This is a genomic window from Pseudonocardia parietis (genome assembly GCF_017876315.1).
GTDB classification, from domain to species: Bacteria; Actinomycetota; Actinomycetes; order Mycobacteriales; family Pseudonocardiaceae; genus Pseudonocardia; species Pseudonocardia parietis.
Genome location: NZ_JAGINU010000001.1, coordinates 6715911 through 6733643, shown reverse-complemented (window position 1 = coordinate 6733643; position 17733 = coordinate 6715911). Strand labels below are relative to the sequence as shown.

Here is a 17733-nt window from a genome sequence, read left to right as displayed (position 1 = left end):
CGTACCCTCGATCGATGTGACTCCCGACGTCCAGGCCGACCTGAAGGACCTCGACACCACGCTCTCCAGCATCGAGGCCGTGGCCGATGTGCCGCGGCTGCGCCAGGAGATCGAGGAGCTGTCCGAGCAGGCGGGGCGCCCGGACCTCTGGGACGACGTCGAGGCCGCTCAGAAGATCACCAGCCGGCTCGCGTACGCCCAGGGCGACCTGCGCCGGCTCGACGACCTGCGCCGCCGGCTCGACGACCTCCCGGTGCTCTACGAGCTCGCCGAGGACGAGGCCGACTCGTCCGCGACCGCCGATGCCGACGCCGACCGCGCGAAGCTGCGCAGCGAGATCGCCTCGCTGGAGGTCCGCACCCTGCTGTCGGGTGAGTACGACGAGCGCGAGGCCCTGGTCACCATCCGTGCGGAGGCCGGCGGTATCGACGCGGCCGACTTCGCCGAGATGCTGATGCGGATGTACCTGCGCTGGGCCGAGCGGCACGGCTACGGCACCGACGTCTACGACACGTCCTACGCCGAGGAGGCGGGCATCAAGTCCGCCACCTTCGCGGTGCACGCGCCCTACGCCTTCGGGACGCTCTCGGTCGAGGCGGGCACGCACCGGCTGGTGCGGATCTCGCCGTTCGACAACCAGGGGCGCCGCCAGACCTCGTTCGCCGGGGTCGAGGTGGCGCCGGTCGTCGAGTCGACCGACCACATCGAGATCGACGAGAAGGACCTGCGGGTCGACGTGTTCCGCGCGTCGGGCCCCGGCGGCCAGGGCGTCAACACCACCGACTCGGCGGTCCGGCTGACCCACATCCCGACCGGGATCGCGGTGGCCTGCCAGAACGAGCGCTCGCAGCTGCAGAACAAGGCGTCCGCGATGACGGTGCTGCAGGCCAAGCTGCTCGATCGGCGCCGGCAGGAGGAGCGCGAGCTGATGGACACCTTCAAGGACGCCGGCTCGTCCTGGGGCAACCAGATGCGCAACTACGTCCTGCACCCGTACCAGCTGGTGAAGGACCTGCGCACCGAGCACGAGGCCGGCAACCCGTCGCAGGTGCTCGACGGCGAGATCGACGACTTCATCGAGGCCGGCATCCGCTGGCGCCGCCAGCAGGCCGACCAGTCGTGAGGCGCGCGGCGTCGACCGTCCTCGCCACCGTATTCGCCACCGTGCTCGCGCTGGTCCTGGCCGGGTGCACCGGCGCGGACGCTCCGTCCGGCGACGCGGCCGCCCCCGCCCCGCCACCCGATCCACGTGAGGTCGTCGCGGGAGCCGGGCAGGCACTCGCCGACGCCGGGTCGGCCCGGCTGAGGGTCGCCCTCGACCTGCCGACCGGCCGGGTGGAGGCCTCCGGCCCGGCGCGGTTCGCCCCGTTCGCCGCGGACCTCACCGTCGCGCTCGGCACCCGCGGTGCGCAGGTCCGGGTCGTCGGTGACGACGCCTGGATCCGGCTCGGCGGTGCCGATCGCTGGCAGCGGCTCTCTACCGGCATGCTCCCGGTCGGGGCCGTGACCGGCGCCCTGCACACCGCGCCCGGCCTGCGCGACGTGACCGAGCAGCCCGGCCGGGAGGACGTCGGCGGCGTCCCCGCGCTCCGCTACACCGGCACCGTCGATCTCGCCGCGGCCCGGACCGCCGCCCCGGACCCGGCGACCGCGACCCGGATCGACGAGCTCGCCGGGCTGGTCTCGCCGACCCCGCGGTTCACCGCGTGGCTCGGTGCGCCCGACGCCGCCGGGCCGGACCGCGGCCGGCTGGTGCGGCTGCGCCTGGAACCCGCTGCGCCCGGTACCGGTACACCGGCCGCCGGACCGATCACACTCGACGTCGCCGAGCCGGGCCTGCCGGTCGAGGTCACCGCGCCGTAGCCGCGGAGCCGTGTGTGGACCAGGCCCGGACCCGCTCGGCGGCCGGGCGTGACCTCGGAGCGCTCCCGCGGGCGGGCGGGCGTGTCGTCACGGGGTGTATACGCGCGGCGGCGGTACCGTCCCGCTCCGTGATCGAGCTGCGGGACGTCACCAAGCGGTACCCGGCGTCCGGCCGGCCGGCGCTGGACCGGATCTGCGCGACCGTCGACCCCGGCGAGTTCGTGTTCCTCATCGGGCCCTCCGGATCGGGCAAGTCGACGCTGCTGCGGCTGCTGCTGCGCGAGGACGTGCCCACCTCCGGCACCATCCGGGTCGACGGCCTCGACGTCGCGAAGCTGCCCCGGCGCAAGGTCCCGAAGCTGCGCCAGCGGATCGGGTGCGTCTTCCAGGACTTCCGGCTGCTCCCCAAGCGCACCGTCGCCGGCAACGTCGCGTTCGCGCTGGAGGTGCTGGGGCGCAAGCGGTCCGAGATCGAGATCGCGGTGCCCGAGCTGCTCGAGCTGGTCGGCCTGCAGGGCAAGGCCGAACGCATGCCGCACGAGCTGTCCGGCGGCGAGCAGCAGCGGGTGGCGATCGCGCGCGCGTCGGTCAACCGGCCGCCGCTGCTGCTGGCCGACGAGCCGACGGGCAACCTCGACCCCGAGACGAGCCGGGAGATCATGCAGCTGCTGGAACGGATCAACCGCGGCGGCACGACCGTGCTGATGGCCACGCACGACGACACGATCGTGGACGCGATGCGGCGCCGGGTGGTCGAGCTCGCCGACGGCGTCGTGCTGCGTGACGAGGCCCGCGCGGTGTACGGGGCGGGCCGCTGATGCGCCCCGCACTGCTCACCCGCGAGGTCTCCTCGGGCCTGCGCCGCAACGTGACGATGACCGTGGCGATGGTGCTGACCACGGCCGTCACCCTGATGTCGGTCGGCGCCGGGCTGCTGATCCTGCGCAGCATCGACGACATCTCCGAGCTGTACACGGACCGGCTCGAGATCCAGGTCGCGCTGACCCCGGAGGTCTCGGGGTCCGATGCGGACTGCTCCGGGCCGGTGTGCGCGTCGCTGCGGGACGCGCTCCAGGTCGCACCCGGTGTCGGTGAGGTGACCTTCGAGTCCCAGGAGCAGGCCTACACCCGGTTCCGCGAGCTGTTCGCCGGGCAGTCCGTCGCCGACGTCGCCCGTCCGCAGTCGCTGCCCGCGACGCTGCGGGTGACCCTCACCGACCAGCAGGGCGGGGCCGCCGCCGCGACCGCGGCCGTCGAGGGCCGCCCCGGGGTGCGCGGGGTGATCGACCAGCGCGACGTCGTCGGGACGCTGTTCGACTTCCTGAACGGTGTCCGGAACGTGGCGTTCGCGCTCGCCGTCGTGCAGGCGGTCGCCGCGGTGCTGCTGATCTCCAACACGGTGCAGGTGTCGGCGTTCACCCGGCGCACCGAGGTCGGGGTGATGCGGCTGGTCGGCGCGACCCGGTGGACCACCCAGCTGCCCTTCCTGGTGGAGGCGGCGATCGCCGGAGCGATCGGTGGTGCGCTGGCCGGGGCGGGCCTCGTGGCCGCGAAGTACGCCGTCGTCGACGACCTGCTCGGCGCGATCGGGCAGGCCGGGGTGGTCCCGCCCGTACGCCTGGCCGACGTCCTGGTCGTGTCGGTGCTGCTGGTGCCGGTGGGCGCGGTCGTCGCCGGGGTGACCGGGTACGCGACGCTGCGCGCCTACGTGAAGGTGTGAGTGCGTGGCCGGGATATGGGTGGCGCCTCGTGGGTAGTCTGGTGCGGTGAAGGAACAGGGCCGGAAGGTGATCGCGCAGAACCGTCGGGCCCGGCACGACTACGCGATCCTGGAGGAGTTCGAGGCCGGGGTCGCGCTGAAGGGGACCGAGGTGAAGAGCCTCCGTCTGGGCCGGGCGTCGATGGTGGACGCGTTCGCGACCATCGACGACGGCGAGATCTTCCTCCGCGGGCTGCACATTCCGGAGTACGTCCGCGGGAGCTGGACCAACCACGAGCCGCGGCGCACCCGCAAGCTGCTGCTGCACCGCGGCGAGATCGACCGGCTCATGGGCAAGACCCGTGAGGGCGGTCTGACCCTGGTGCCGTTGTCGCTGTACTTCAGCGACGGCAAGGTCAAGTGCGAGATCGCGCTGGCCCGCGGTAAGAAGGACTACGACAAGCGTCGCGACCTGGCGAAGAAGGACGCGCAGCGGGAGATGGCCCGTGCCGTCGGCCGCGCCGCCAAGGGTCGGGCCCGCAGCCTGAAGTAGCCCGAGGGCCCCGCACCGGTGGGGCCTAGGGTGGGGCCCGTGGATCTCCCCGCGCCACCCCGCGACGACGCCGACGTCCCCCGCTGGACCGCCGAACTCGGCCTGCCCGGCCTGGTCGACGTGCACGTGCACTTTCTGCCCGAACGCATGCTGCACAAGGTCTGGGCCTACTTCGAGGAGGCCGAGACGCACTACGGCCTCGCGTGGCCGGTGCAGTACAAGCTGACCGAGCAGGAGCGCTACGCACGGCTCGAGGAGCTCGGCGTGCTGCGCTTCGCCCCGCTCACCTACCCGCACAAACCGGGGATGGGGGAGTGGCTGACCGGCTGGGCCGGTGAGTTCGCCGACGCGCACCCGCGTGCCGTGCGGACCGCCACGCTCTACCCGGAGCCGTCGGTGACCGAGTACCTCGGGCGAGCGGTGGACGCCGGCGCCCGGATGGTGAAGGTGCACGTCCAGGTGGGCGCGTTCGACCCGCGTGACCCGCTGCTGCGCGATGCCTGGGGGCTGCTCGCCGAGACGGGCGTCCCGGCCGTCGTCCACTGCGGGGACGGGCCGATCCCCGGTGACCACACCGGGCTGGGGATCTTCACCGAGGTGCTCGAGGCGCACCCCGGCCTGCGGATCGTGCTCGCCCACGCGGGGATGCCGGACTTCCGTGGTGCGCTGGAGCTCCTGGAACGCTTCCCCGGCGTCGTGCTGGACACGACGATGGTCGGCACCGCCTTCAGCGAGCGGATCGCCCCGCTGCCGAAGGACTGGCCGGCCCGGCTGGCGGAGTTCCCGGGCCGGATCGTGCTCGGCACCGACTTCCCGAACATCCCCTACCCGTACGCCGAGCAGCTCGCCGCGATCCACGGCTGGGCGGCGGCCGAGCCACGGCTCGGGCACGACTTCCTGCGCTCGGTGCTGTACGACGCCCCGGCCCGGGTACTCGGTGTGGACCCCACCGGCTGACCCACCGCTGCCCCACCCGAGATGCGGTCCGGTGTCGTCCGGAGATCGACAATTCGCCCTCGTCCGCATCTCGGCGGGTGGGCGAGGGCCCCGACCCGAGGAGAACCCGTGGTGAACCCGCAGCAGGACCCGGCCGCAGACCCGGTCGACATCGCGGTCTACGGCGCGACCGGTTTCGTCGGCGCGCTGACCGCCCGCTACCTCGCCGAGCACGCCCCGCCCGGCGTGCGGGTCGCGCTGGCCGGGCGGTCCGAGGCCAAGCTCGCCGCCACCCGTGCCGCGCTGCCCGCCGCGGCGGCCGACTGGCCGCTGATCGTCGCCGACTCGACCGACCGGGCGGCGACCGACCGCCTCGCCCGCGCGGCCCGCGTCGTCCTGACCACGGTCGGGCCGTACGCGAAGTACGGGCGGCACCTCGTCGAGTCGTGCGCCCGGGCCGGGACGCACTACGCCGATCTGACCGGCGAGGTGCTCTTCGTCCGGGACGCGATCGACCGCTGTCACGGCATCGCCCGGTCGACCGGCGCGCGGATCGTGCACTCCTGCGGCTACGACTCGGTGCCGTCCGATCTCGGGGTGTGGCTCGCGCACACCGCAGCCGAGGCCGACGACGCCGGCGGGCTCACCGAGGTCCGGACGGTCGCGACCATGCGTGGCGGTGTCTCCGGCGGGACGATCGACTCGCTGCGCGGCCAGCTCGACACCGTCCGCGCCGACAGGGCGGCCCGGCGGCTGGCCGCGGACCCGCACACGCTGAGCCCGGACCGCACGGCCGAGCCGATGCCGGCGCAGCCGTCCGACGCGGGACCGCCCGCCCGGCTCGACGACGGCGTGTGGACGGCGCCGTTCGTGATGGCCTCCCACAACACCCGGATCGTGCGGCGGTCCAACGCGTTGCTCGGGCACGCCTACGGGCGCGGCCTGCGCTACGGCGAGCTGCAGGGGTGCGGCCGGGGCCCCGCGGGTGCCGCTGCGGCGGTCGCGGTCACCGGCGGCCTCGGTGTCCTGGTGGGCGCGTTCGCGGTGGCGCCGCTGCGGCCGCTGCTCGACCGGGTGCTCCCGGCGCCGGGCTCCGGACCGTCCGAGCGGACCCGGGCGAACGGCTGGTTCCGGATGGACGTCCGCGCGACGAGCGGATCGGGCCGCCGCTACCGGGCGCGGGTGTCCGGGCCGGGCGATCCCGGCTACGCCGCGACCGCGGTGATGCTGGGCGAGAGCGGGCTGGCGCTCGCGCTCGGCGGGTCCGCGCTACCCGACCGCGCCGGCTCGCTGACCCCGGCGACGGCGATGGGCGACGTCCTCGTGGACCGGTTGCGGGCGGTCGGGCACACCTACGAGGTCTCGCCCGGCTGACACACCGGGAACCGGAATGAATCCGGCGGCGTCGGGCGTTATGCTGGGTGTCCGCCCGGGTGGTCCGGGCGGCGACCGGCTGGACACCAGACGGAGACCAGGGGGTGAACGGTTTCGACTCCGATCGTTGATCGAGGTGAAGCGTGCCGAGGAAGGCGACGATGATCTCGTTAACCATGCGTCGCAAAAAAATAAGTGCCGACAACAGTCGCACCGCCCCGCAGAGCGCTTACGCGCTCGCTGCCTGATTTACAGGTAGGGGCTGTCGGGCCGGAGGCGTCCCCGCTCCGGTTCCCGGCATCATCTAGGGGACTCACCCTGCGGTTCGGCCGCGGAAGCGCAGGGGACAACACACAGCGGCTGGGATCGTCACACCGGCTTGTTCGCGTGACCGGTGGATCCGAGTAGAGACACTGCGAACTGCGCACGGAGAAGCCCTCGTGAACCGACGGAGGACCCGGGTTCGATTCCCGGCACCTCCACCACCGACGGCCCCGTCCCGGACCCCCGGGGCGGGGCCGTCGTCGTGTGCGGAGGCGCTCGTGGTGGCATGCTGGGGCACGTGCGTGTGAACGTGGACAGAGAGCTGTGCATCGGGGCCGGGCAGTGCGTCGTGACCGCCCCGGAGGTGTTCGACCAGGACGACGACGGCATCGTCGAGCTGCTCGTCGACAGTCCGGCCGAGTCGGACCGGGACGCGGTGAAGGAGGCCGAGCACGTCTGCCCGGCGCAGGTCATCACCGTGCAGGACTAGCCGCAGCTAGCCCACTGTGACCCCGATCAGCGTCCCGACCAGGTAGGTCGCGCCGGCGGCGATCGCGCCGAACACGAGCTGGCGCAGGGCGGCCTCCCACCATGTCCGCGAGGTGAACCGGGAGGTCAGGGCGCCCGCGACGAGCAGCCCGATCCCGCCGACCGCCAGGCCCAGCGCGAGCGACGAGTACCCGAGCAGGAACGTCACCAGCGGCACGATCCCGCCCACCACGAAGGCCGCGAACGACGAACCGGCGGCCACCCACGGCGAGGGCCGGTCGTCCAGGCTGACGCCGAGCTCCTGGCTCAGGTGCACCCGCAGCGCCAGGTCGGGGTCGGCGTGCACCTCGCGTGCGACGGCCTCGGCGGTCGGCGCGGACAGGCCCAGGTCCCGGAAGGTCTGCGCCAGCTCGTGCTGCTCGGCGCGCGGGTGCCGGGCGAGCTCGCGCCGCTCGACGGCGGCCTCGGCGTCGACGGCGTCGTTCTGGGTGCCGACCGAGGCGAACTCGCCGAGCGCCATCGAGAAGGCCCCCGCGACGACGCCGGCCAGCCCGGTCAGCAGGATCATCTCCCGGTCCGCGCCGCCCCCGCCGACCCCGGCGACCAGCGCGATCGTCGTGACGAGGCCGTCCATCGCACCGAACGTCGCCGCCCGGAGCCAGCCGCCGGAGACGTCGCGGTGCCGATGGTCGTGGCGGTGCGCGGCCAGCTCGGCCTCGAGTCCGGGATCGTCCACGGTGGGAGACGATAGGACCTCGACCAGCGCGAACCCAGCCAGCGCAGGCTGGGCTCGGCCGCGGTGAGCATGCCCTGCGAGCGGTCTTGATCAGCGCCCCGACCGTGTGAACCGGCGCCGCGGTCGTCCTCGCTAGGCTCTCGGACCGTGACGCCCGCCCGCCTACCGGACCTCCTGGGTACCGCCGTGCGGATCGCGTTGGCAGCCGTCTGGCTGGTCTCCGGCGGGATGAAACTCGCCGATCCGATCCAGGCAGCGGTCGCCGTGGACGCCTACCGGATCCTGCCGGACGCGCTCGTGACGGTGGTCGCCGCGGTGCTGCCGCTGCTGGAGATCGCGCTCGGCGTACTGCTGCTGGCCGGCGTCGGCACCCGGCTCGTGGCCGTGGTGAGCGTGCTGCTGCTGGCCGGCTTCGTCGCCGGCCTGGTCCAGGCGTGGGCGCGCGGGTTGTCGATCGACTGCGGCTGCTTCGGCGGCGGAGGACCGGTACCGCCGGGCGAGGAGCAGTACCCGCTCCTGCTGCTGCGGGATCTCGGCTTCCTGGCGCTCGCGCTGTGGCTGTCGGTGCGGCCGCGCACGCTGCTGGCCGTCGACCGGATCTGGGACGCGCCGGTCGAACAGGACGACGTCCGGCGGCAGCCGTCGGACGCGGAGAGGACGTGGTGATGGGACGGAGCGAACGGGATCGCCGTCAGGCCGCACAGGCCCGGCTCCAGGCGGCGGGGATCCAGCCGCCGAAGGCGAGCGGGGGCGGGAGGCGTGGGCTGGCCATCGCGGGCGTGGTCCTGGTCGCCGCGCTGGCCACGGGTGTCTACGTGGCCTGGCAGAACTACGCCGCCGGGACGGAGCCCGCCTACGCGGTCGCCCGCGACGGCGTCGTCGTCACGGCGGGGGATCCGGCCGCCCCGGTCACCGTCGACATCTACGAGGACTACCTCTGCCCGGCGTGCAAGCAGTTCGAGCAGGTCTACGGCGACGAGGTCACCACCGCACTCAACGAGGGCCAGGCGAAGGTCAACTACCACCACATCTCGATCCTCGACGACCGCTCGAACCCGCCCGGCTACTCCACCCGGGCCGGCAACGCGGCGCTGTGCGCCGCCGACGCCGGCATCTTCCCGGCGTACCACGACCGGCTCTACGGCGACCAGCCCGGCCAGGGCGCGGCCGGCCGGACCGTGGAGGAGCTGACGGCGCTGGGGACCGAGCTGGGCGCGACCGGGGACTTCGGCGGCTGCGTCGGACGGCAGGCGGACACCCAGGCGATCGCCGACGCGACGGGCGGAGCCGCGGCGGACCCCGCCGTCGCACCCGGTGGCCGGTTCGGCACCCCGACCGTGCTCGTCAACGGCGCCAAGATCGACATCAACGACTCGGGCTGGCTGTCGAACGCGATCAGTTCGTGAGCCGGACGGTCAGCCGCGGCAGGAACCACTGGATCAGCGGTCCGACGCCCAGCGCGTAGGCCACCGTCATCACCCCGAAGACGCCGCCGAGCAGCCAGCCGGTGAGCACCACCAGCACCTCGATCGCGGTCCGTACCAGGCGCACCGACCACCCGGTACGGGCCGCCAGGCCGGTCATGAGCCCGTCCCGCGGGCCCGGCCCGAGGCCGACGCCGATGTAGGCCGCCGTCGCCGCCGCGTTGAGCACGATGCCGGCGGCGGCGAGCCCGATCCGCCCACCGAGGGCCTGGACTTCCGGCAGGACGGCCAGCGCGAGGTCCACCGTCAGCCCGATGACCACGACGTTCGCGACCGTCCCGATCCCCGGTCGCTCGCGCAGCGGGATCCACAGCAGTAGCACGACGACCCCGGTGAGCACCGTCAGCATCCCGATCGACAGACCGGTGTGCACCGCGAGCCCCTGGTGCAGCACGTCCCACGGCATCGAGCCGAGCCCGGCCCGCATGATCATCGCCATCGAGATCGCGTAGACCACCAGACCCAGCACCAGCTGGGTCAGCCGCCGCCCGCGGCGGGACGTCCGGGCGAGCGACCAGCGGGACCCGTCGCGGGAGAGTGTCACGAAATGGCATGCTGCCCCACGAAGTGGTCCGACGTCATCGGGCCAATCCGGCGGAAGTGGTCTGGAAATGGACGGGATCGGTGCGGCCCGGCTGGCGGAGCTGTGCGGCGACGTCCGGGACGGGCGCGGCCCGGCGTACCGCACGCTGACCGACGCGATCCGGGTGCTCGTCGGCGACGGCAGGCTCCCCGCGGGGACCCGGCTGCCGGCCGAACGCGCTCTCGCCGAGGAGCTGCAGGTCAGCCGGGTCACGGTCACCCGCGCCTATCGCGACCTGCGGGAGGGCGGCTGGGCCGGCGCCCGCCACGGAGCAGGCACCTGGGCCCTGCTCCCGGACAGCCACGGCCGGGTGGACGGCGTCTGGGCACCCGGTCCGGTCCGCGGCGGAACGATCGACCTGGCGCACGCCGCGCCCGCGGCCCCGGACGTGATGTCCCGGCTCGTCCGCCGGGCCACCGACCGGCTCGACGCCGAGCTCGCCGGGCACGGCTACGGCCCGGACGGCCTGCCTGCCCTGCGTGAACGGATCGCCGCCCGGTTCACCGCGCGCGGGGCGCCGACCGGCGCGGACCAGATCGTCGTCACGGGTGGGGCGCTGCACGCCATCCATCTCGTCGTCGGTGAGCTGGCCGGGGCGGGGGACCGGGTGCTCGTCGAGCATCCGACCTACCCGTCGGCGCTGGACCTGCTCGCCGACGCCGGTGCCCGCCCCGTCCCGGTCGCCGTCGAGCACGACCCGGCCGAGACCGCGCTGCCGCGTGCGGCCCGCCAGACGGCGGCCCGGGCGGCGTACCTGATGGCCGACTTCCAGAACCCGACCGGCCGGCACCTCGACGACGACGCCCGCGCCCGGCTGCTGCATCGGCTGGCGCGGCACGCGACGGTGGCCGTGGTCGACGAGACGTTCGCGGAGCTGGACCTGAGCCGGAGCGGGCGAGCCGCGCTGCCGTGTGCGGCGCACGCCCTGCGGGAGGACGACGTGGTCACCGTCGGCGGTGCCAGCAAGATCGCCTGGGGTGGGCTGCGGCTGGGCTGGATCCGGGCCGGACGGGAGCGTGCGGCCCGGCTGCGGCGACGGCTGGCCCGGTCTCAGATCGCGCCACCGGTCCTGGAGCAGCTGATCGCCGTAGAGGTGCTGGACGCCGTCGAGGAGATCCGGGCGGAGCGGATCGGCCGGCTGCGCGCCCGTCGCGACCATCTCGTCGCCGAGCTGACGGCCGTCCTGCCGCAGTGGCGCTACCGGGTCCCGGACGGCGGACTGGCGCTGTGGTGCGACATGGGCGCGCCCCTGTCGACGGCGCTGGCGGCGGTGGGCCCGCGGCACGGCCTCGGTCTCGCGCCGGGCCCGCGGTTCGGGGCGGGGCACGCGTTCGACGACCGGCTGCGGATCCCGTTCATCCATCCCGAGCCGGTGCTCACCGAGGCGGTCCGGCGGCTGCGCCGGGCGGTGGACGACGTGGCCGGGTGCGCGCCGCCCGCGGACCCGGCCCGCGCCGACCTCGTCGTCTGACCCTGACCCGGCCGCTACAGGATCAGGTCGATCACCAGCACGATCACCAGGCCGGACACCGAGATCAGCGTCTCCATGATCGACCAGGTCTTCACGTTCTGTCCGACGGTGAGCCCGAAGTACTCCTTGACCAGCCAGAACCCGGCGTCGTTGACATGGGAGAAGAACAGCGACCCGGCGCCGATGGCGAGCACCAGCAGCGACGTCTGGAGCGGGTCCAGGGTCGGCAGCAGCGGCACCAGGATGCCGGCCGCGGTCACCGTCGCCACGGTCGCCGATCCCGTCGCCAGTCGGATCGCGACCGCGACCAGCCAGCCGAGCAGCAGCGCGGAGATGCCCGCCCCGGTCGCCCAGCCGGCGATCATCGCGCCGATCCCGGTGTCGACCAGCGTCTGCTTGAACCCACCGCCCGCGGCGACGATGAGCACGATGCCGGCGATCGCGGGCAGCGACCGTTCGAGCGACCCGGTGATCTCCGTGCGGGTCATCCCGGAGCCTGCGCCCAGGGTGAACATCGCGACCAGCACCGAGAGCAGCAGCGCGATCAGCGGGGTGCCCGCGAAGTCGAGGACGGCGCGGACCGGGTTGTCCTCGGGGAAGGCGATGTCGCCGACGGCCTTGCCCATCATCAGCACGACCGGCAGGAGCACGGTCAGCAGCGTCGTCGCGAACCCGGGGCGGCGGGCGGGTTCCTCGGCGGGCGCGTCTCCGCTCGCGGGTCCGGTACCCGCGCCCGTGGTCACGGCCGTGTCGAACAGCGCGGGCGGCGTGACGTCCACCCAGCGCGCGGCGAGCTTGGCGAACAGCGGCCCGGACAGCACGACCACCGGGATCGCGACCACCACGCCCAGCAGCAGGGTGATCCCGAGGTCGGCCTCCAGGATGCCGATCGCGGCCAGCGGGCCGGGGTGCGGCGGCACCAGGCCGTGCATCGCGGACAGCCCGGCCAGGGCCGGGATGCCGACCGCGATCAGCGACGTCTGCGCGCGCCGGGCGACCAGGAAGATCACCGGCATCAGGATGACCAGGCCGATCTCGAAGAACATCGGCAGGCCGATCAGGGCCCCGACGGCGGCCATCGCCCAGGGCAGCGTGCGCGGGCCGGACCGGGAGACGATCGTGTCGACCAGGCGGTCCGCGCCGCCGGAGTCGGCGAGCAGCTTGCCGAACATCGCACCGAGCGCGATCAGCGTGCCGACCTCGGCGGCGGTGGAGCCGAAGCCGTCGGAGTACGCCTCGACGGCGTCGCCCATCGGCATCCCGGCGATGCCCGCGACCAGCAGTGACCCGATCGTCAGCGCCAGGAACGGGTGCAGCGAGAACTGCGTGATCAGCAGGACGAGTGCGACGATGCCGACGAGCGCGGCGGTCAGGAGCCGCCCGGCGGAGGCGACCGGCTCGGCCTGCTCGGCGGCGGCGAGGAGCCCGGGGAGAGCCGACAGGGTGATCACTGGGGGGTGGCCTCCGTTCCCGACACGACCGCGGCGCCCGCCGCGACCAGCTCGGTGACCGAGCGGTCGAGGTCCAGGCTCGCCCCGGTCTCGCCGGCGTCGAGTGGTTCGAGGGTGGCGAGCTGCGAGTCGAGCAGCGTGGGGGGCATGTAGTGGCCCTCGCGGCCGGTCATCCGTCCGGCGAGGACGTCGCGGTCGCCGCTCAGGTGCAGGAAGACGGTGCGCGGGGCGTGGTGGCGCAACCGGTCGCGGTAGACCCGGCGCAGCGCCGAGCAGGCGACCACCAGGCCGGTGGACGAGTGCCCGGCCAGCTCGGCGCCGACGGCGTCGAGCCAGGGGCCCCGGTCGGCGTCGGTCAGCGGTGTCCCGCTGCGCATCTTGGCGACGTTGGCCGCGGGGTGCAGGTCGTCGGCATCGACGAACGCGACACCGAGGTGGGTGGCGAGTGCCGCGCCGACGGTCGACTTCCCGGAGCCGGACACCCCCATCACGACGACCAGGGGCGGGACGGGTGGTGAGCACTGCTGCTGCATCGCTGCATCGGCTCCTCGTGGGGTGGCTGCTCCGGCACGTGACCCGGGAGTACCCCGGTTCGCACGGAAGAGCGTGCAACACAAGTACTACTTATTCAAGCGTGGATCGATACAGGTATGTGTAGTCGGTGCGATCTGTGGGAAAGGTGCGAGGATCGGCGGGTGATCGGAACCGGTGGCGCCGGCCTGCACGCGGATCTGCTCGACCGGATCGGCACGCAGGTCGCGGGTGGTGAGCTCGCGCCCGGGGCGGTGCTGCGGGCCGACGAGCTGGTCGAGCGCTACGGGGTGTCCAGGACCGTGGTCCGCGAGGCCGTCCGGGTGCTCGAGTCGATGGGGCTGGTCCAGAGCCGTCGCCGGGTCGGGACGACGGTCGCGCCCCGGGAGCGCTGGAACGTGCACGACCCGCAGGTGATCCGCTGGCGGCTCGACGGGCCGGACCGCGACGACCAGCTGCGGTCGCTGTCCGAGCTGCGCCAGGGCGTGGAACCGGTCGCCGCGATGCTGGCCGCGTCCCGGGCGACGCCGGAGCAGTGCGGGGAGCTGGTGGGCGCGGTGATGGACATGACCGTGCACGGTCGCGCCGGTGACCTGGCGGCCTACCTCGAGGCCGACGTGCGGTTCCACCGGACGTTGCTCGCGGCGTCCGGCAACGAGATGCTCGCGGCGATGGACGGTGTGGTCGCCGAGGTGCTCGCCGGCCGGACCCGGCACGACCTCATGCCGGCCCGGCCCGAGCCCGTGGCGATCCGGCTGCACGGCGACGTCGCCGACGCCGTCCGGTCCGGGGACGCCGCCGCGGCCGATGCCGCGATGCGGGCGATCCTGACCGAGGCCGCCACGGCGGTGCGGGAGGTCACCGGTGACCCCCCGGAACCCCGATCGGGGTGATCCACCGGAGCCGGGCACAGCGCCCGGTCGTCCACTGTTGATCTCCGGTCGGGCCGATGGAGTCGACCGCCGGGATTGCGGGTACGCCGTGCGGTCGCACGAAGGCGCCGAACGGGTGAGAAGATCTCGCAATGTCCGTGCTGCGCGTGACCGGAGAGCTGCAGCGTCTCGGTATGTCCGGCTACGAGGCCAAGGCCTACGTCGCCCTCGTCATCGCAGGCGAGGCGGTGAACGGCTATGAGGTCGCCAAACGCTCCGGCGTCCCGCGGAGCACCGTCTACGAGACCCTCGGCAAGTTGGTGGGGCGCGGGGCCGCCTACGAGGTGCGGGCCGACGACGGGGTCGGCTACGTCCCGCTGCCGCCGTCGTCGTTGCTCGACCGGATGCGCCGGGACTTCGACCGCACGGTGGGCGTCCTGGAGGACGAGATGCCCCGGCTGGCGTCCCCGACACAGGTGCGGCTGGTGCACTCGCTGGCCGAGCGCCGGACCCTGCTCGAGCGCGCCGAGGACGTCATCGCCGCGTCCCGGCGCGAGCTGTTCGTCTCGGGCTGGCCGGAGGACCTCGACGAGCTGAAACCAGCGCTGCGCCGGGCCGAGGAGTACGGGGCCGTGGTCTCCACGGTCGTCTTCGGCCGGGATGACGACCAGGTCGGCCGGACGACCGAGCACCGCTACTCCAGCCCCGAGGTCGTCGAGGCCAACCTGGGACGACGGCTGCTGGTCGTCGTCGCCGACCGCGCCCAGGCGGTGATCGGCGGGCTCACCGCCGACCAGACCTGGGGCCTGTACACCGACGACCCCGCCGCCGTGCTGCTCGCCGTCGACTACGTGCGCCACGACATCGCGCTGCACCTGGTCGCCGAGCGGTTCGCCGACGACGGCTTCGCCGAGTTCTGGGCCCGGGACCCGGGCATCGAATGGCTCCGGGAGATGCCGGAGCCGTACTCCGGTGGGGAGAACGGGGAGCGGACCGGCTGAGCGGGTTTCGGCCGGCCGGGCCGACGTGGTCGAGGGGAGGGCCCCCCTTCCCGGGGCGGGATCCGGGCCGTGTACTGTTCTTCATGTCGCAAGGGGCTGTGGCGCAGCTGGTAGCGCACTTGACTGGCAGTCAAGGGGTCAGGGGTTCGAGTCCCCTCAGCTCCACCCAATAGCGCCAGGTCAGGGCCTTGATCACTTCGGTGAGAGAGGCCCTGACTGCATTTCCGGGGCCGGTGCTCTCACGAAATCTCACATGTAGTTGTCGTGGTCAGCCGAGCAGCGCTTGCTCGACCTCGTCGAGGGTCATGCCCTCACCGTCCGCGAACGCCGAGACTGCGGCCTGTCCACCGTGCTGCCCGGTCCGGTTGCCGGCCGTGTCGTCGACGAGGACGAACAGTCCGAAGTCGAGGGCTCGCTCGTCCCGGCGTCGTGACTTGACGAGCAGTCGCCCCTGCCGCTCAGCGGCCCGTCTGAGCCGGTTCTCGCGAACCTTCTCCGTGCTGGTTGCCATGCTGAGAAACGTACCGGAAGCAATGCGCGAAGACAAGCCCGGAGGCATGCTGCCGTCATCCGAGCAGTTCAGTGAGCTTGTCGCGCCCCTGTTCAAGGTCCTTCGCCGACGGGTGCACGTACACCCGCTTCGCTAGCGACAGGTCCGAGTGGCCGGCCCACGCCGACACGATCACGTCCGGCACTCCGTTCGTCGCGAGGTAGGTCAGGCAGGCGTGCCGGGCGTCGTACAGCCGGACCTTCCGCACTCCCGCCTCCGCCATCGCTTCGTACGCCCGGCGCCGCAACCAGTCGGTGCGCTGCGGTGCGCCCAGCTCGTCGACGAGCACGTACCCGGTCATGGTGTACGCCTCCCCTCCGGCCGCGAGGCGCTCCTCGGTCTGCAACGTCTTCAGTCGCCGCAGGGCCGCCGTCACCGACGCCGGCAGCGGCAGTGACCGCTCTCCCGCGCTCGACTTCGGACCCTTCTCGACCACCACCTGGCCCCGGTCGCCCGCGACCAACGTGCGGGTGTTCGCCACGTCCAACGTGCCCGCGTCGAGGTCCACGTCGGACCACCGCAGCCCGCACACCTCCGCCGGACGCAGCCCCAACAGGGACAGCAGCAGGACGGCGTGCAGTCGCTTCCCATCAAGGGAACCGAGGAAGTGCCGCACCTCGGCCGCGGACCACGGCACCCGCTTCACCTTGGTCGCCGCCGGCGGCTTCACCGGGGCGGCGACGTTGAAGTCGAGCATGCGGTGCATCACCGCCGCGTCGAGCGCCGACCGCAGCCGAGACAGGGTGAGCTGCACCGACCGGGGCCCGAGCCCGGTGCCAGGCTTCCCACCCCGACGCCGGCCCTCCGTCGACATCCAGTCGACCAGGTCCTCTACGTGCCGCGTGGTGAGCTTCTGCAGCTCGACCGCGCCGAGCCGTTCCCGCGCGGGCCGGAGGGCGTCGGCGTAGTTCCGGATGGTCGCCGCCTCCTTCCCACGGCTGGCGGATCGCAGCCATTCGCCGAGGTACTCGTCGACGGTGAGTTTCGACCGGTGCGCGTAGGTGCCCCGGTTGACCTCGGCGAGGATGCGGGTCAAGTCCTTGTCGGCGTCGCCCTGCCTGTCGAAAGTGCGAGTGATCTGCTTGCGCTTGCCGGTGGCCGGGTCGCGCCCGACGTCAACCACGAACCGGTACCGGGTGCGGTCGCCGACGGTGATCCGTCGGACCCTGCGATCAGCCATTGCCGCTCTCCTCGTCGCTGTCCACATGGGCCAGATTGGCAGTGAGCTGCCCGGGCAGGGCGCCGGTACGGACGCCGGCCCGGCGCATCGACCGGCGCAGCTCGGCGAGCCGCTGCTCGAGGTCGGGCCGTGCGGCCGCGTCTGCACTGCGCCAGTCGTCGAGCAGCTCGTCCTGTCGGCGGTAGAAGTCGAGGGGCGCCCCGCCCGTCTCCCATGCCCGGAACGCGTCCGAGGTCACGAACCGCTCGCCCGCATCGTTGTGGGTGGGCAAGGGTTCCTCACCGGTGAACCACTGCGCCGCGTCCCACGCCGACACGACCCGCCCGGGCAGGATCTCGACAAGCTCCCGCAGGCCGACGGGGATGGCGAGCAGCACCGGCGGCACGCCGAGCGCCGCGGCGAATATGCCGAGCTCGTCGATGGTGACGTCGCGGCGCCGGCGCCCGGTCGTCGGATTCCTGCGGCCGGTCTCGATGTTCGCGATAGCCGCAGCGGTCATCTGTTCGGGTGCGCCCAGGTCGCGGCATCGGGCGGCGAGTTGGTCCCTGCTCATGCCGGCGCGGCGGCGGAGCCGGTTGATCTGCGCGGCGGTGATCTCGCTCAACGGCCAGGCGGCCGTGACGTCGTCCGAATCAATCATATCGACACGGTACCTCGCCGGTTTGCGTACCGTCCACACGACCCGTACAGTCCGTG

General features: G+C 73.2%; 20 protein-coding genes, 1 tRNA gene and 1 other RNA gene. 15 read left to right on the top strand and 7 right to left on the bottom strand.

Annotated elements, in window-relative coordinates:
* Positions 1 to 16: 16 nt before the first annotated feature.
* The 9 genes from prfB to JOF36_RS31725 all read left to right on the top strand — a co-directional run bounded on the left by prfB (position 17) and on the right by JOF36_RS31725 (position 7179).
* Positions 17 to 1123 carry a peptide chain release factor 2 gene (prfB, locus tag JOF36_RS31765; protein ID WP_210034207.1) on the top strand — a complete coding sequence of 369 codons (1107 nt, stop codon included), beginning with the start codon at positions 17 to 19 and terminating at the stop codon, positions 1121 to 1123.
* Positions 1120 to 1863: a LolA-like protein gene (locus tag JOF36_RS31760; RefSeq protein ID WP_210034205.1), complete on the top strand. Its 744-nt coding sequence runs from the start codon at positions 1120 to 1122 to the stop codon at positions 1861 to 1863. The genes prfB and JOF36_RS31760 overlap by 4 nt, the downstream gene beginning before the upstream one ends.
* 128 nt (positions 1864 to 1991) lie before the next feature.
* Entirely contained in the window at positions 1992 to 2681 is a 690-nt protein-coding gene (ftsE, locus tag JOF36_RS31755; RefSeq protein ID WP_210034203.1) for a cell division ATP-binding protein FtsE, read from the top strand.
* Entirely contained in the window at positions 2681 to 3583 is a 903-nt protein-coding gene (gene ftsX, locus JOF36_RS31750; RefSeq protein ID WP_210034200.1) for a permease-like cell division protein FtsX, read from the top strand. Before ftsE ends, ftsX begins: the two co-directional genes overlap by 1 nt.
* A 46-nt stretch (positions 3584 to 3629) precedes the next feature.
* Positions 3630 to 4115, top strand: coding sequence for an SsrA-binding protein SmpB (gene smpB, locus JOF36_RS31745; protein ID WP_210034198.1), 486 nt, complete (start codon positions 3630 to 3632; stop codon positions 4113 to 4115).
* 30 nt (positions 4116 to 4145) lie between these two features.
* Entirely contained in the window at positions 4146 to 5072 is a 927-nt protein-coding gene (locus JOF36_RS31740; RefSeq protein ID WP_372447428.1) for an amidohydrolase family protein, read from the top strand.
* A gap of 111 nt (positions 5073 to 5183) precedes the next feature.
* Positions 5184 to 6425 carry a saccharopine dehydrogenase family protein gene (locus JOF36_RS31735; RefSeq protein WP_307862689.1) on the top strand — a complete coding sequence of 414 codons (1242 nt, stop codon included), beginning with the start codon at positions 5184 to 5186 and terminating at the stop codon, positions 6423 to 6425.
* Between the two features lie 100 nt (positions 6426 to 6525).
* Positions 6526 to 6910: a transfer-messenger RNA gene (gene ssrA / locus JOF36_RS31730) on the top strand.
* A 77-nt stretch (positions 6911 to 6987) separates the two neighbouring features.
* Positions 6988 to 7179 (top strand): ferredoxin, encoded by a 192-nt coding sequence (locus tag JOF36_RS31725; protein ID WP_210034192.1) that lies wholly within the window; start codon positions 6988 to 6990, stop codon positions 7177 to 7179.
* 6 nt (positions 7180 to 7185) lie between these two features.
* Here the strand turns inward: JOF36_RS31725 and JOF36_RS31720 are convergent, their stop codons facing one another.
* A complete protein-coding gene (locus JOF36_RS31720; protein ID WP_210034190.1) occupies positions 7186 to 7914 on the bottom strand; it encodes a VIT1/CCC1 transporter family protein in 729 nt (242 codons plus the stop codon).
* A gap of 147 nt (positions 7915 to 8061) precedes the next feature.
* Between JOF36_RS31720 and JOF36_RS31715 the strand changes: the two genes are divergently transcribed.
* Positions 8062 to 8580, top strand: coding sequence for a DoxX family protein (locus JOF36_RS31715; RefSeq protein ID WP_210034187.1), 519 nt, complete (start codon positions 8062 to 8064; stop codon positions 8578 to 8580).
* Entirely contained in the window at positions 8580 to 9320 is a 741-nt protein-coding gene (locus JOF36_RS31710; RefSeq protein ID WP_210034184.1) for a DsbA family protein, read from the top strand. The genes JOF36_RS31715 and JOF36_RS31710 overlap by 1 nt, the downstream gene beginning before the upstream one ends.
* Here JOF36_RS31710 and yczE read toward each other — a convergent pair.
* Positions 9310 to 9942, bottom strand: a complete 633-nt coding sequence (gene yczE, locus JOF36_RS31705; protein ID WP_210034182.1) for a membrane protein YczE — start codon at positions 9940 to 9942, stop codon at positions 9310 to 9312. The two genes, JOF36_RS31710 and yczE, sit on opposite strands and share 11 nt — an antisense overlap.
* Positions 9943 to 10009: 67 nt before the next feature.
* Here yczE and yczR point away from each other — a divergent pair, with 67 nt between their 5' ends.
* On the top strand, positions 10010 to 11452 hold the full coding sequence (gene yczR / locus JOF36_RS31700) for a MocR-like transcription factor YczR (RefSeq protein ID WP_210034181.1): 1443 nt from the start codon (positions 10010 to 10012) through the stop codon (positions 11450 to 11452).
* A 14-nt stretch (positions 11453 to 11466) separates the two neighbouring features.
* Here the strand turns inward: yczR and JOF36_RS31695 are convergent, their stop codons facing one another.
* Together JOF36_RS31695 and JOF36_RS31690 are read right to left on the bottom strand one after the other, a co-directional pair.
* A complete protein-coding gene (locus JOF36_RS31695) occupies positions 11467 to 12825 on the bottom strand; it encodes a GntT/GntP/DsdX family permease (protein ID WP_245352936.1) in 1359 nt (452 codons plus the stop codon).
* A 74-nt stretch (positions 12826 to 12899) separates the two neighbouring features.
* Complete coding sequence (locus tag JOF36_RS31690) at positions 12900 to 13436, bottom strand: gluconokinase (RefSeq protein ID WP_210034180.1); 537 nt, start codon at positions 13434 to 13436, stop codon at positions 12900 to 12902.
* Positions 13437 to 13598: 162 nt separating this feature from the next.
* On the opposite strand from JOF36_RS31690, the gene JOF36_RS31685 reads away from it, so the two are divergent.
* The 3 genes from JOF36_RS31685 to JOF36_RS31675 all read left to right on the top strand — a co-directional run bounded on the left by JOF36_RS31685 (position 13599) and on the right by JOF36_RS31675 (position 15472).
* Positions 13599 to 14327: a FadR/GntR family transcriptional regulator gene (locus JOF36_RS31685; protein WP_307862688.1), complete on the top strand. Its 729-nt coding sequence runs from the start codon at positions 13599 to 13601 to the stop codon at positions 14325 to 14327.
* Positions 14328 to 14458: 131 nt separating this feature from the next.
* Positions 14459 to 15307 (top strand): TrmB family transcriptional regulator, encoded by an 849-nt coding sequence (locus tag JOF36_RS31680; RefSeq protein WP_210034179.1) that lies wholly within the window; start codon positions 14459 to 14461, stop codon positions 15305 to 15307.
* A 92-nt stretch (positions 15308 to 15399) separates the two neighbouring features.
* Positions 15400 to 15472 (top strand) — tRNA-Ala (locus JOF36_RS31675).
* Between the two features lie 103 nt (positions 15473 to 15575).
* Here JOF36_RS31675 and JOF36_RS31670 read toward each other — a convergent pair.
* The 3 genes from JOF36_RS31670 to JOF36_RS31660 are packed head-to-tail and all read right to left on the bottom strand — an operon-like array spanning position 15576 to position 17677.
* A complete protein-coding gene (locus JOF36_RS31670; protein ID WP_210034178.1) occupies positions 15576 to 15818 on the bottom strand; it encodes a hypothetical protein in 243 nt (80 codons plus the stop codon).
* 55 nt (positions 15819 to 15873) lie between these two features.
* Positions 15874 to 17037 carry a site-specific integrase gene (locus JOF36_RS31665; protein WP_210034177.1) on the bottom strand — a complete coding sequence of 388 codons (1164 nt, stop codon included), beginning with the start codon at positions 17035 to 17037 and terminating at the stop codon, positions 15874 to 15876.
* The gene (locus JOF36_RS31660) at positions 17030 to 17677 is read right to left on the bottom strand and encodes a helix-turn-helix domain-containing protein (RefSeq protein ID WP_210034176.1); all 648 of its coding nucleotides are present in this window, start codon (positions 17675 to 17677) and stop codon (positions 17030 to 17032) included. Before JOF36_RS31660 ends, JOF36_RS31665 begins: the two co-directional genes overlap by 8 nt.
* Between the last annotated feature and the right edge of the window lie 56 nt (positions 17678 to 17733).